This is a genomic window from Salinicola endophyticus, from assembly GCF_003206575.1.
Taxonomy (GTDB): Bacteria; Pseudomonadota; Gammaproteobacteria; order Pseudomonadales; family Halomonadaceae; genus Salinicola; species Salinicola endophyticus.
Genome location: NZ_PZJO01000002.1, coordinates 525,689 through 538,040 on the forward strand (window position 1 = coordinate 525,689; position 12,352 = coordinate 538,040).

At 55.8% G+C, this 12,352-nt stretch carries 14 protein-coding genes; 6 read left to right on the plus strand and 8 right to left on the minus strand.

The window, feature by feature from the left end; all coding sequences use genetic code 11:
- Nucleotides 1-18: 18 nt before the first annotated feature.
- Together DOM66_RS19495 and DOM66_RS19500 are read left to right on the plus strand one after the other, a co-directional pair.
- Nucleotides 19-1,350 (plus strand): hypothetical protein, encoded by a 1,332-nt coding sequence (locus tag DOM66_RS19495; protein ID WP_157958991.1) that lies wholly within the window; start codon nt 19-21, stop codon nt 1,348-1,350.
- Nucleotides 1,351-1,431: 81 nt separating this feature from the next.
- Nucleotides 1,432-2,109 (plus strand): hypothetical protein, encoded by a 678-nt coding sequence (locus tag DOM66_RS19500; RefSeq protein WP_157958992.1) that lies wholly within the window; start codon nt 1,432-1,434, stop codon nt 2,107-2,109.
- A gap of 312 nt (nt 2,110-2,421) precedes the next feature.
- On the opposite strand, the gene DOM66_RS04960 is transcribed toward DOM66_RS19500, so the two are convergent.
- From DOM66_RS04960 to DOM66_RS04970, 3 genes are all read right to left on the minus strand, one after another.
- Nucleotides 2,422-2,940 carry an RES family NAD+ phosphorylase gene (locus DOM66_RS04960; protein WP_110689424.1) on the minus strand — a complete coding sequence of 173 codons (519 nt, stop codon included), beginning with the start codon at nt 2,938-2,940 and terminating at the stop codon, nt 2,422-2,424.
- Nucleotides 2,937-3,365 (minus strand): DUF2384 domain-containing protein, encoded by a 429-nt coding sequence (locus DOM66_RS04965; RefSeq protein ID WP_110689425.1) that lies wholly within the window; start codon nt 3,363-3,365, stop codon nt 2,937-2,939. The genes DOM66_RS04960 and DOM66_RS04965 overlap by 4 nt, the downstream gene beginning before the upstream one ends.
- 131 nt (nt 3,366-3,496) lie before the next feature.
- A complete protein-coding gene (locus DOM66_RS04970; protein ID WP_110689426.1) occupies nt 3,497-3,895 on the minus strand; it encodes a hypothetical protein in 399 nt (132 codons plus the stop codon).
- A 402-nt stretch (nt 3,896-4,297) separates the two neighbouring features.
- On the opposite strand from DOM66_RS04970, the gene DOM66_RS04975 reads away from it, so the two are divergent.
- Together DOM66_RS04975 and DOM66_RS04980 are read left to right on the plus strand one after the other, a co-directional pair.
- Complete coding sequence (locus DOM66_RS04975; protein ID WP_110689427.1) at nt 4,298-4,723, plus strand: hypothetical protein; 426 nt, start codon at nt 4,298-4,300, stop codon at nt 4,721-4,723.
- A 271-nt stretch (nt 4,724-4,994) separates the two neighbouring features.
- Nucleotides 4,995-5,288, plus strand: a complete 294-nt coding sequence (locus DOM66_RS04980; protein WP_110689428.1) for a hypothetical protein — start codon at nt 4,995-4,997, stop codon at nt 5,286-5,288.
- 57 nt (nt 5,289-5,345) lie between these two features.
- Here DOM66_RS04980 and DOM66_RS04985 read toward each other — a convergent pair whose 3' ends face one another.
- Genes DOM66_RS04985 through DOM66_RS05005 form a run of 5 tightly spaced genes read right to left on the minus strand, consistent with a single transcriptional unit; the run spans nt 5,346 to nt 10,043 of the window.
- Nucleotides 5,346-6,860 (minus strand): conjugal transfer protein TraG N-terminal domain-containing protein, encoded by a 1,515-nt coding sequence (locus tag DOM66_RS04985; RefSeq protein ID WP_110689429.1) that lies wholly within the window; start codon nt 6,858-6,860, stop codon nt 5,346-5,348.
- A 1-nt stretch (nt 6,861) separates the two neighbouring features.
- A complete protein-coding gene (locus DOM66_RS04990) occupies nt 6,862-7,215 on the minus strand; it encodes a hypothetical protein (RefSeq protein WP_110689430.1) in 354 nt (117 codons plus the stop codon).
- A gap of 11 nt (nt 7,216-7,226) precedes the next feature.
- Nucleotides 7,227-8,663, minus strand: coding sequence for a hypothetical protein (locus tag DOM66_RS04995; protein WP_110689431.1), 1,437 nt, complete (start codon nt 8,661-8,663; stop codon nt 7,227-7,229).
- Between the two features lie 4 nt (nt 8,664-8,667).
- Entirely contained in the window at nt 8,668-9,621 is a 954-nt protein-coding gene (locus tag DOM66_RS05000) for a TIGR03756 family integrating conjugative element protein (RefSeq protein WP_110689432.1), read from the minus strand.
- The gene (locus DOM66_RS05005) at nt 9,618-10,043 is read right to left on the minus strand and encodes a TIGR03757 family integrating conjugative element protein (RefSeq protein ID WP_110689433.1); all 426 of its coding nucleotides are present in this window, start codon (nt 10,041-10,043) and stop codon (nt 9,618-9,620) included. Before DOM66_RS05005 ends, DOM66_RS05000 begins: the two co-directional genes overlap by 4 nt.
- 152 nt (nt 10,044-10,195) lie before the next feature.
- On the opposite strand from DOM66_RS05005, the gene DOM66_RS05010 reads away from it, so the two are divergent.
- Nucleotides 10,196-10,618: a hypothetical protein gene (locus DOM66_RS05010; RefSeq protein ID WP_110689434.1), complete on the plus strand. Its 423-nt coding sequence runs from the start codon at nt 10,196-10,198 to the stop codon at nt 10,616-10,618.
- 344 nt (nt 10,619-10,962) lie between these two features.
- Nucleotides 10,963-11,937 (plus strand): hypothetical protein, encoded by a 975-nt coding sequence (locus DOM66_RS19505; protein ID WP_157958993.1) that lies wholly within the window; start codon nt 10,963-10,965, stop codon nt 11,935-11,937.
- Nucleotides 11,938-12,352 lie beyond the last annotated feature (415 nt).

Genomic DNA, 12,352 nt, shown 5'->3' on the forward strand with positions numbered 1-12,352 from the left:
TCTTCGAGGTAGAATGCTATGCCTACTTTTATAAAAAGCATCGACGAACTAAAGCTTCATTTCTCAAAATATAAGAGTGGATATTTGTTCCGTGGACAAGTAAAGCATTATATAGATTCTGACGGACGCGCGAGTATTCCTACATCTTTCAGCAGGCATGGCTGTATTCCTGATGTTATGTTCAAGTGGACCCATTATGCTAAAGCCATGATTCGTGGGTTCTCTGGCATGGACTACTTCGACATGGGTTTAGAGTTGCCTCAGGCAATACTGCAACACTACGGTTGGCGATCATTTTATGTGGATTTAACTAAATCTTCCTCGATTGCATGTTGGTTTGCATCAAATGCTTATGAGGAATCTAAGTCTATTCACATGAGTGAAGATATACAAGAGAATCCTTTGTGGCTGGTTCACAAAGACGCAAAGCACAGCCAGCCTGAAGGAACAGGACATATTTATATTATAGATTGCTTGGCATTAGAAACCCTTGGTGTAAAGATTCACGACCTCACTTCACTTCAAGGCGATGAAGGTAGGCTAAGATTTCACGCTCAACAAGCCTGTTTAGTGGGTAATTTGAACGACCGGCTGCCCCCTCAAGTTATCACTTCACATATCGAAGTCCCGAGTAGCGTGCTAAAAGAATACTGTGACATACATCAAATAAACGATGTCTCAGATGTTTTCCCACCAAGCAAAGAAGACTTTATTTTAAGAACGCTTCTAAGTTTACCGTGGGAGAGAATGCGTATAGATAGTCTAATGCCCACATACCGGAGAGGCTTGGAGATTCCGGATTACGAAGATAACTTTATAAAGCGTCTCCCTCCACATATAACGCTGTACAATAACTTCTGGCTTTCTGATAACAGGCACAACCCGGAGAACCCATTTAAGAACTTGGTTTTTTACAAACTCCCACAATTAGCATATTACGCCAATACCGATCAGCCTTTTGATATAAGCCTTGTTAGTGAAGCTCTGGAAAGGCATGGAGATTTCGTGGTTGAGATAGATGGTTTGGTGAAAATAGTGGAATCGCAAGAGGAATATATTTACGAAAAGGGAATACATGTTTCTGTTAATTGGGAAGGGTATGTTTCGGTATCAGGGTTGATCGTCTCTCATCCAAGCAATATTGTTGAAGGCGTGGGTACAACAGTTGCTTGGATTTATAAAGAAAGAAACAATATCTGGGAGCGAGTTGACCACCATGACCAATGCCCTTGCAACAACATACTAAGACATCAGTTGCAGTTTTCATTGCTCAGAGTGCTCAATGAAGCGATAAAGAACGAAGAGTTTGTTACAGAGAACTCTTGCTCTTACAGGCATAAAGATCTCTAACCAGCCTAACAAGTCAAGGCTGTCGGACACTTCGCGCCGCAGCTTGGAAAGTTAACCATATAGTCTAAACCATGGAGTTCCATGTTGCGAAAAAATCATGAGCAATCAATAATTGATGGTTTTTTTGACCATTTTAAAAACATTGCAGATCAACATGGAGAAAACCTTACCAGGTGCTCATCTGACGGACAAGACAAACTCTTAGGTGGAGATTATATATTCACAAATCATACAAGATTTGTTTTAGCGGAGTTCAAGTACGAGGAAAAAGATATAAAATCGGAGAAAAAAAAGACAGGAAGACTAAATCTATGTAAAAATCTTGACAGGCATGAGCGCAGATTACAGCAAAGCATTAGTTGCCACTTTATTGGCTGGTCTACTCGTCAACATGATCGGTCGGTCGAGTTTAACAAATACTACCATGAAGTTTGCAATACATTTATTTTTCCTCAAACAAAAGCCCTTAGACAAAAAGCACCAAACTATAATGAACGAAGAAAGGCTGACATGTTGATAAAAGACTTCCTTGATGGAAATATAGGTGCCACCTATAAGGCTTTTGAATTATATATTGAATGGCTACTTAAGTTAGAAGGCGGAGGCACTAACAGTGTTGAGCTTCTAACTCGAGACCCTACTAGCAAATCAATGAGGATGATTGACTTCAACTCGGTTAAAGAATTAAAAATATGGCTCGACTATATCAGACCTAGCCAGGCAAGAAAAAACAACCCGGGAAATTCATTCAATCTATAGAGCTAAAAAAAGAGCAAGTATAAGACTTACTAATCGCTTAGGCTCTTTTTTGGCTGCTGTTAAAGCCTTATATCTACCCTGGCTTAACGTCAGCTTCTGGCCGAAAGCTGGCTATAAATGGGAGCCTATGTCATCCGGCGAGTCCAAACTAGAACGCACTCAGCGGCTAGTGCCTGAGGGGCTACCCTTTTGCCCTTTCCCTCGCCCGGCCCTTTGGGGTTGCCCTGGTCTTTCAACCGGATAACCCCCTTCCCCTTATTCCCCCTTCCCTTCTCTCCCTTTGACTATGCCCTTTCCCCTTTCCGTGGGGCCTTATTCCCAGGAGCTGGGGTCACGTGGTAGCTGTCCACGCGGGTCGAATACGCTCAAGCTGTCCTGGCTGGTCAGGGCTTCTGTGAAAAGCACCAGGTTGATGCCCTCGGGCCTTGCCTGTGAGGGAAAGAGGATACCTCGGGCGCCGACCTCCAGAGCCATATCACCCAGAAGCCAGGTCGGTGGCTCAACGCGCTCGTTAAACCACATCCGCCGCCAGTCACAGTAGAGTTCCTGCCACAGTGGATCCCAAGCACCGCTATAACCCGCGCGGAAGTCAATTACGGAGGCAACGTCCACTTCGTAGCTGACGATCAGTCCCGGCGGCATGAGCGCAGACAGCTGCTTGTATTCCGCCATGGCGGTCGCTTCATCGAGGGAGAGATAGAGAGCAGGCACCCCCACCCTATTCAAGCGTCCGCCGTGGTCTCCCGCCCCTGCACCACTCGTCGGCATGAACGCCCACTTGGGATCATGGACGCGATAGGCAGCCGAGGCGAAGTGTGGAAGCTCGATCACCCGACGACGCCCGCCTGCAGGGCTCGAATATATCGCAGCAGGTCCTCACTGCGCCCATCGCTGACCAACTGCTCGGCGGTCTGATAGTCGAACGTGCTGATGGGCTCGTTGCGGAACCAGAAAAGGGCATCGTGAAAGCTACCGTTGATATCCGTCGCGGCAGCCAGCACCCGTATGGCATCGCGCAGAAAGCTTTGCAGTTTCTCCGCACCCGCGGCGCGGTTGATGGTCGTGCGGTGGACATGAGCGCGGCTGGCCAGCACTTGGATGTCCATACTGAGTGCACTGGCAAACAGGCGGGGGTTGATAATAGGCTGCCCACCCGGCCGTGCCGCTGTCCTCAGATCCTGGACGAAACGATCGAAGCTATCTGGTACACGGTAGTTGCTCGGCTCGATAGGCTGACGAAGGGCTTCGGTGGCCATGGTGCGCTCCTTGATGCTTTATGCATCCTATATGCCTCATAAAAGCATCATAGCAGCTTCACGCGTGGTGCACAGCCTCGCAGCCGCTGCGGGCCAAAGGGGGAGATCCACAGCAAAGTGGCGGACACTCATCACTGGCCGTCTCCTAGGGCGTTGATATGATCGAATGTCTTTTGCATCCCCTTCAGCCCCTCAAGCGCCATTGACTCCAAGGGAGTTCGGCCGCGGAAGCCAGGATTGTGATTGGGCATGGTGATGTAGCCGTAGACGTTAGCCGGATTCTCGAACAGCGCCCTCAGGGCTGCGTGGATATTCAACACCAAACTGACCCGTGTCATCTGATCGGAATTGAGGCTCACCTGCCGATCCTGGTCGGCGCCGATGGCACGGCTGTATGTGTCACTGGAGATCTGTAGCAGGTCGACACGCTGCTGTGGTGTAGCCCCCCACTTCTCCAAGATCTTCACCGCGGCGCGTAGCCCTATGATGTGCGTATCCCTGTCACCGGCCGATGCTTCTACGGTTGCCATGCTCGTCTCCAGTTTCATGGATACCAAAGTCGCTATATCGTGTTCTGAGATTAAGAATACTTATGCATCCAGTGCTCCCTTAGTTCACTAACAATTTCTCTGTTCCAGTAATCACCACGATCTATGTCCAAGGGGCATGAGCTACCCCTGAGGTCCCAACCATGCCGGCGAATTGGTGCGTGCGCATATGGGTATAGATCTATTCGGAAGAATTGGGAAAGAGAGGTTGCCGTGCCGCAATACTCTGTGTAGGCTCCAGATACAATCCGTAACAGTGCAAAGGTAATGCTGACTCCTGCAAGGTCAGTGGAGTGTGCCACGCGGCCTTGTGGCAATTCAACACCCTCTTAAATTAGTAATCCTGCGACAACAACTGGGGTCTAACTCGAACCGGAGAGAACAATGAACCTTACGATACGAAAGACTATCTGGCTAATGCTCGCCGTCATTTTTTCGGTTCTTATCGTCGCGTGTGGCGGGGAAGATACAAGGCCTTCAGAAGACAAAGTTAAGCTCGACCTCCAAGACAGGCTGGATGCTAATTTTAAAGGCCTCGTGCACTTAGAGAAACTCGACATCACGAAGCGAGACGTTCTCGCTGAAGATCGCGTCAATCTTGGTATCACGATGACCCTCACGGTCAATGAGTCTGAAGTCGACCAAGCGATTCAGCAATATTGGGCACGTCAGCAAATCATGAGGTCGTATAACAGCCCACCGAATAAAGAACGGCTGATGGCAATGAACAAAAAGCAGGAAAAAGCTACCATCCAGTATCGAAAGCAAGCTGGTAATGTTTGGGCGCTCTCTGGCCTCGTGCCGCGTTAACAACGCTGCATCCAGGCTTCTCAACGTCGCTCTGGCTCGATCAGGTACAGCACCAATGTCTTGAGATCGAGCCGGAGGCGGCGTGCCGCTCGCTTTGCTCACGGCCAGCAGCATCCCCAACCCGCGTCTTCATAGCCACCTCGAGCCCCTTAGGTCGCTGTCTCAGCACCCTGGGTTGACAAGTTGCAGAAAATGATTTTTGGGTTGCCGTCGTCTCTCGATAGCGGTAGTCTGAAGTCACACTCCGTAACAGTGCATGGGAGATCCCCCCATGAAGCTCGCCAGTCTCCTTACCGAAGAGCGTCGCCAAGCTGCCAAGAAAGCGGCCCGTAAGACGATGAAAGGCTCCGTCGCCTTCACGTCGGCCCTGCTGTGCGGCACCAACGAGTCCCAAGGGCTGCTCCGGACGCTGGGTCAGGCTTCTGCCGAGGCAGGCAAGAAAGTCTGGGACGCTCTGCCTGAAAGGAATTACGAAGAAGAACGGCGACGAGAAAATGAGTACGGCTATCGCTACGGAAACGAGGGATATGGATATTATATGAATGGCTACAAAGTCGAAGACTGAACTGTGCTACAGAAAATTTCTGGTAGCACAGTTCGCGAGTTGCGATGATCAACTTGCTCAAACTTTTCCTCCTGATGCCTTTGACTGAGCAAGATCCCCACCTTTCTGACCAGCCGTTTTTGTTTCCCCTCCTGCCTTGGTAATCCCGCTTGAAATGGCATTCCCAGCCCCAGCGCCTGCCCATCCCAATACAGCGACCCAAATACTCGGCAGGACAAGGAACATCATCCCGTTCACGAACATTATGACGATCTTGTCGTTGCCGTTTTCGATCGCCGCCACCCAACTCAATTTTGCCGCATCGCTGCTATAGAGCAGGTCGATCAAGTGGTCATCCAGCCATCGGGCCAGCTCCCACCAGAACGTGAGGAAGAACACGCCGAAAAGCCCGAACGTGGCGAGTCCGGCGACCTTCATCGAGTAGGCGGAAGCCACGGAGACGAAGGGCAGGCAGATGATGATCGCCATCAGCAACATGCCCTGAATCATCGGTAAGGACTGCTTGAGGCTATCCATGCCGGCCAGGAACGGGATGGCCGCGAGCAGGTTGCCCACCATCGCCGCCGAGGATGACACGCCAGCGGCGAGCCCACCGTCGAGACTACGGTAGCCAATCGAGGCCTGATCCGTGTTGCCGTTCGCTGCGCCAGAGCGCGGGCTGACCATACGACGGATCATGTAGTCGTCGGCGTTGGGCGTGGATGGGAAAATGCTCTGCACGCGCGCCCAGAAGGAGGGTTTGACCTGGGCTTTGAGCCGCGCCTTGAGCCCCGCGGTGCCATCACTCCACCACTCATTGCAGGTTGGGTAGCCGGGGCGACCGGGGCCGGTGCTCGGGCGCGCGCTGTCCCGGGCGGCCTGGTAAGGGAAGCCAGGCATGGGCCGGTTCGAGTAAAAGCTGTCGTAATAGCCGGGCGTGTTGAGGAAGAACTTGGACCCGATCCAGTCCACGTCTTGGCTTTCCGTGGGCGTCAGGCTCGCGCCCGTCTGGAACAGCTTGTTGCGCGAGGGGCCGAAGCAGGCCAGCTGGAACTCCCCCACTTCGCGCTGGAGCCCGGGATCGGTGATCGAGCTGAGGTCCAGCGCTGTCCTAACCGACTGGTAGTCAGTCGAGCAAGGGATCTTCGACACCGCGGCGTTGGTGATCCCCTTCGAGATGGCGTGGGTGATCGCCCACCACATGGGCACGCGCGCTTGATGCCCATCGATCGCGGTCAGCGTCGACTCCCCCCACTTGCCCGATGACAGCATGACCGTCCCGCACTGGTCCGCATGTTCTTTGCTCACATTCACCGGGTTCACGCCGAAGGTGAAGACAGGCACGCAGGTGAACACGAGCACCAGGATCATGGCGTAGAGGCGCGACTCGATGCGATTCAGAGACAGCACCCCCTTGTTCCCCTCGTCGTCACCCTCCTGCCGCGCTCGGAACCATTCGCCGGCGACCAGCGCGATGAACGGAGCCGACGCGACCCCAGTCGAGGATAGCGTCTCCCAGATGCCGTTGTTGATGATCCACCCGAGGGTGATCAGTGTGCCCTCCATGTAGTCATTCACCACGAACGTCGCCATGTCAGGCCCCCCACCAGGTGATCAGGTTGTAGGTTTCGATCAGCCCTAAGGCGATCAACACCATGCGCTCGAGCTTGCGCAGCAGTAGGCGCGCCTGCGCGCCGCCATCCTTGTCGTCGGCGACGCTGCGCAGCAGGCGCGGGCGGCCGTAGCGGATCCAGAAATACGCCACCGCGCCGTAGAGCACGGCTCTCCACAGCAGCATGACGTCGCGGTTCTCCCCCAGGGCGGCACGGTACTCTTGCATCCCGCCGAACAGACGCGCTCCGATCGAGGCGATGATGCCGGCGAGCACAAACGACGCCACGAGGCCCAACAGCCCCATCAGCAGGGGGTGGCGCTTGAGAAAGGTCATCGGTGGTTCCCTTAGTTGCTGTCGACGGGGGCGCCATTTGCATCGAGCTGGCTGCGTGGTGACGTGTACTCGTCCTGGACGGATCCCGCAGCGCGGATGGCAGCGCGATGCAGCGCCGAGCTGGCTGCGTTGCTGGCCAGCGATTTGCGAATATCCATCTCGCTTTGCAGCAGCTCGATGTCCCGGTTGAAGGCGTCGATCTTGCGATCGAGAGCACTCATCCCCTCTGCGTTGTTCTCGATGCCGGGGTCGCTGGTTCCGGCGATCAGCGCGCGGCGCGCCCACATGGCTTTGGTCAGGGTGCGTGCCAGCGCCATCTCGCTGGCCAGGCGCTGGGCCAGCAGCGGCGCCTGGGGATCGGTGCGAAGCGCTTCGATGACGCCGCGGGAAACCGCGAGGCCGTTCCCCGCCGAGACGTCATTGAGCTTGGCCGGAGTGATCGCGCCGCCGTTGATCATTTCCACCAAGGACTGGTGGATCTTGTTCTGCTCCGTCTCGAGTTCGCGGATAAGGCCGGTACCGGCAACCGACTCGGCCTTCTCGCACCCCTCGCAGGAGCGAAGCTCGGTGTCGCCCACCACCTTGCGGGTCCACTCGGCGGCTTCCTTGGGACTGCCCCAGACCGTACACATGCCGCCCTGGCAGTCACGGCCGCTACCGCCGATACCGCCACCCGTTCCGCCGGAGCCGCCGGCGATGCCACCGCCGCCAACCCAGTCCCCACTGGAGGTAGCCACCGAGCCCCAACCGCCACCGCCGCCGGAGACCGGCGCCTCGCTGGTGGGGTCCGAGCGCCCGTAGAGCAGGTTGTAGCCGGCCGTAGTGGTGTCTTCGACGACCCGCATCGGGGCCTGGCCACTGCCTCCGCGCTTCTGACCACCGACCCAGGTGCGGCCGGCGTTGCCGGCTTGGCGCTCCGCCTGCGCTTCCGCGGACACCGCATCGGTGTTGCGGGCAGCGATGTCCTTCCAGTTTTCGGCAACGGCGGCCTGCTGCATGCGCCCACCGAGGGTGGCGTCGGCTAGTTGCTCGGACATGCGCTGGCAGGAGAGCTTCGATTTGTCGAAGTCGAGCCGGCCCTGCATGACCCCATTGGTCAGCAGGTCGTAGAGGGCGGGGTTGGAGCGCTGGATGATCATCGCCGGCAGGCTGGCGACCGCACCGGTGGCGTTGGAGACCACCCGACTCATCATGTTCTGGAAGCCCTGAGTGACGCCGTTGAGCTGGTTGCTGACGGTGGCGCCCAGATCGAAGTTGCCGCAGGTGGCGTCGACGTTCCAGCGCACGCCCAGCCCGGTCAGACGCGGGCTATGGCTCAGCCCCGCCGAGGCGCCGAAGGGTGAGGCGCCTCCGATGTCGTAATACAGGCTGTCTGCGGACTGCGCCTGAGCGACCAGCGACAAGGCCAGCATCACCGAGAGTGTCAGGGGTAAAACGGTGCGCTTCATAGGGCTAGCCTCCGGTGAAATAGAGCAGCTTCTGACCACGACGCTTGCAGCAGCGATAGGGTCGCCACAGCGCCCACACGTAGTCACCGGGCTGCTGCAGGGCAGCGTTCTGACCGCCGTCGGGGAAGATCGAGCAAGACATGGAGCGGTTCGGCTGCAGGCGCTGCCAACGATGTGTCGAGCGCTCCCCCTCCTTCACCGGATCCGGCCCCCAAATGCCCCTGCTTGGCGACTGAGGCGCGACCAGCGATTGATAGACATGGGGCTGGCCTGAGCGAGTCACGATGTCGGCGGCGCGCTGCGCCGTCGTCGCGGCGACCTTGTAGTCGTGGGTCTGGGAGACGAAACCGCTGCGCGGATAGATCGGGCTCCACAGATCTCCGGGCGCACCCATCTCACGCATCCCCGGCACCAGCGCTTCGGGATAGGCCATCTCGGGCACGCCCGAGCGCCACGCCAGCGCATCCAGAGTCGAGATGAAGTAGGGATTGAACGGCACTGCTTTGCTGTGGCACATAAAGCCGAAGCCGCCGGCGAATTCGTAGAACAGCTTCGAGGGATGTCCGATGGCGTCGACATTCTTGAAGTGAGTATTGAGATGCTGCGGTGCGATGTTCTCGTGGCTCGAGCCGCCGCCTAGCGCGTTCCCCAGCGGCGGAGAGAGCAGCGCGATCTCACGCCAGGGATTGTCGCCGGTGTTCTCGTAGCTGCTGACGACCAGCTCCGGGATGTAGTGCTTGACCCGAATCGACGTGCGCACGGTACAGCCCCAAAACGAGCAGTGGAGCCAGGCGCAGATGCCGATCACCTTGTAGTCCAGGCAGGAGGGACTGAGTGAGGAGGCCATGATCTCGGGGGTGGTGATGGCCTCGACCCGCGGCGCCTGTGCCAGGCTGGCCAGCCCGACGAACAGCGCGAGCGCGACACCGGCCACGAAGGCTTTCAGTCGCCGGATCACTGTCCTGCCCTCGCCTGCCGGATCTCCTGCAGCGCCGCGCCCACATCGGCTTGCCCGTACACCACATAGCGGCTGTCAACGACCACCGCGGGCAACTTCTCGACGCCCAGCATCCAGGCTCGGGCCAGCCCCTGATAGAGCTGGCCGTACTTCTGCAGGGTCTGCTGCCACCCCGGCTTGCTCATGCGTGCCTTGAGGATTTGCTCGGCCCGCTTCGGATCCGCCGGCAGGTCTTGCGAGATGCGGGCATCCAGTCGCGCGGGGGCGTCGAGTTCGATGACGGCAGCGTCGCTAGGGACATTGATGACCGGCTCGTCAGCGGTGGTGAACACCTCAACGCCGGCGATGGCGGCATGGCTCCAGACGAGCAGGCAGAGTGACAGTAGCGCGGCGTGTGGTCGCGGCCGACAGGCGCAGAACATTGGGGGGTCTCCACGGCGTTATCAGCCGTCAGGTGTACCGCGTCCCTGTCGGCCGGGCAGTAGAGAACGTTAAACGCATCTGATAGGTTTTTTCGCGGCGACGCTCCCTGGGCCCTTTAGCTAGACCACCTAATGAATCCGCGAGAACCCACATGCCGAAACTCAAACGCCAGATCATCTCTATCGAAGGCTTTGCCGATGGCTTGCTGCCATTTTTGAACTATTTCCTAGTGACCACGACCGCTATGTCCGGGAGTCTATTAATGATAGCACTAGTGCCGAACAGGATCGTTATTGCTCCCGCCTCCCTGATTCTACTATTCGCCTTGATGGGAATGCTGATAAACAACTATAGATTTGTTAAAATGATTTTTCCAAACCCACCACCGGAGGTTTTGAAGCCTTACTTGGAGGCGAAAGGCCCAAAATCACCAGGCTGGTTCATGGGTATTTACCGAGAGCTCAAAAAGGAGCCGAGATATGTCTTAACCGTAATAGCAACTTTAGCCATCACGGAGATACTCCTAGCGGCCGGATTCATAAGCATGGCTACTCAGATAAAAACCGCATTATAGGCGCATCGTCCAAATCAGCGCTACTGACTGCTTGGTTAAGCTGCTCTGCGGGAAAAAGCCCTGCCCCACCCCTTTAGGGCTGCGCGACCGAGGCCATCTCCTCGCCCCCGAAACGCTGGCCCAGCTGAAAACGTTCGTCGCCGACAGACTGGCAACACTGTGTGGCTTGGCTAGTCAGCGTCTCGCTCTGGAAGACGCGGGGATACACTGGCTACCCAACGGCTTTAGAACATGGATGCTCCCTAAGTGCTCAGCCTACCGTACTTCCCTGTTTGACGAGCAGTGGAGAATGTTCAATGGATGCGATAGGGTTTTCCGTGAATCCATATCGGCGCTAGATCTCCGTGACGACCATCACCCATGCCTTCTGTTTAGAGCTTGATCGTATCGTCACTGTTGACGAGGCGCGATTCGAATTCCTCTCCTTGAGTGCGGCAAAGCGTAATCGGTTCAACTACCTCTGCACGAACCTAGACTGTCGTCAGGCAGGTGTACGGGTATTTGGCGTGAATGATCACCGCCCACTGGAAGACACCGAGGTTTACAAGGATCCTCACTTTCGTAAGTCTCGGGACACCCATGCCCCCGGCTGCCCATGGGAGACCGAGGCAATTACTCCCATCCAGGGGGACGATGAGCCGGAAGAAGAGTTCCTCCAAAGGGCTGCCAAGGCCAAGATAAGCGACTTCATTGAAAGGTTTACGCCACCCAGCGCTAAGGGAGCCAAGGATCAAGCAGGTAACGGTGATGGCAAGGATGTGTCATCTGTGACATCCCAGCCACCTAATTCCCGAAATCCAGGCGAACGGCACAACGAGCCAGGAATGCGCTCAACAACGGTATTGGATCGACTCGTCACCTCGTACCGACAGGCTCTGAAGCGGCTGTCTTCCGAGGAGCTTCGTTCACTACAACTTCAGGTTGTCGGTGTCGGTCGCATGCGCCTAGTGGACTATTTCAAGGCTATCCGTTACTGCTCGCTTGAGACCGACCAGAGAGTCATTTTCGGGGGAGCGAGATTTATCCACCGCTTTGGAAAAGGCGTTAAATTCGAATTTTACGACAAACTCAAGCATTACAAGGAGGGGGTGGAAATTGGACGTTACCCAGTCACGTTGTACATTTCCCCACGCCTTGTGGAGGCAGCCCGACATCGTAACTATTTCGAAGAGATCCTGAAAGAACCCGAAAAGCGCCGCTATTTTACCATCTATGCGCTGGGCCATTTGACCTTTAGCGATAAGCACGAGTCTTTCTCTTTGGTCGTGGACGACCTCAAGAGTCTTTCTCTACTGAGAGGCCCCGACAAAGAACCATAGCTGAGCGGTATATTCAGTTCATGTGAAATTAGAGAGGAAAGGTAGTAGGCATCAACGGCATCGACAGTCTCAATGAACGGGTCGCTATGAATGGACTCAGGGAGCCTTAGACGGCCGGTGATCGCAATCGTCAATCCAAGCTCTTGATTTGCTGCGATCAGGTCGAGAGCCACATACTGCTCACTGGCACGATAGGTCCACAGGTGCCCAATATGGAAAGGCCCCTCGTTATCCATGATCTCGCGCTGACTAGCCAACCAGGTATCCAGAGACGACGAGCTTTGAACAGCCCCACTCGAGCAAGCATGGATTGAGGGATGGTCAGGCCGCTCAGGGTGCCTCAGCTCAACGGGAATCGAATACTCAGGCCATTCTCTACCGAGGGCATCCCAGTCCCCTTCAAGCCATAGCCGCA

Excerpts from the sequence above, each read along its gene's own strand:
- DOM66_RS04990 (WP_110689430.1), bottom strand. The coding sequence starts at position 7,215 with ATGACCTTTCTCAAGCGCCACCCCCTGCTGATGGGGCTGTTGGGCCTC.
- DOM66_RS19500 (WP_157958992.1), top strand. The coding sequence starts at position 1,432 with ATGTTGCGAAAAAATCATGAGCAATCAATAATTGATGGTTTTTTTGAC.
- DOM66_RS19495 (WP_157958991.1), top strand. The coding sequence starts at position 19 with ATGCCTACTTTTATAAAAAGCATCGACGAACTAAAGCTTCATTTCTCA.
- DOM66_RS04980 (WP_110689428.1), top strand. The coding sequence starts at position 4,995 with ATGAAGCTCGCCAGTCTCCTTACCGAAGAGCGTCGCCAAGCTGCCAAG.
- DOM66_RS04970 (WP_110689426.1), bottom strand. The coding sequence starts at position 3,895 with ATGGCAACCGTAGAAGCATCGGCCGGTGACAGGGATACGCACATCATA.
- DOM66_RS04975 (WP_110689427.1), top strand. The coding sequence starts at position 4,298 with ATGAACCTTACGATACGAAAGACTATCTGGCTAATGCTCGCCGTCATT.
- DOM66_RS04995 (WP_110689431.1), bottom strand. The coding sequence starts at position 8,663 with ATGAAGCGCACCGTTTTACCCCTGACACTCTCGGTGATGCTGGCCTTG.
- DOM66_RS04985 (WP_110689429.1), bottom strand. The coding sequence starts at position 6,860 with ATGGCGACGTTCGTGGTGAATGACTACATGGAGGGCACACTGATCACC.
- DOM66_RS05010 (WP_110689434.1), top strand. The coding sequence starts at position 10,196 with ATGCCGAAACTCAAACGCCAGATCATCTCTATCGAAGGCTTTGCCGAT.
- DOM66_RS05005 (WP_110689433.1), bottom strand. The coding sequence starts at position 10,043 with ATGTTCTGCGCCTGTCGGCCGCGACCACACGCCGCGCTACTGTCACTC.
- DOM66_RS04965 (WP_110689425.1), bottom strand. The coding sequence starts at position 3,365 with ATGGCCACCGAAGCCCTTCGTCAGCCTATCGAGCCGAGCAACTACCGT.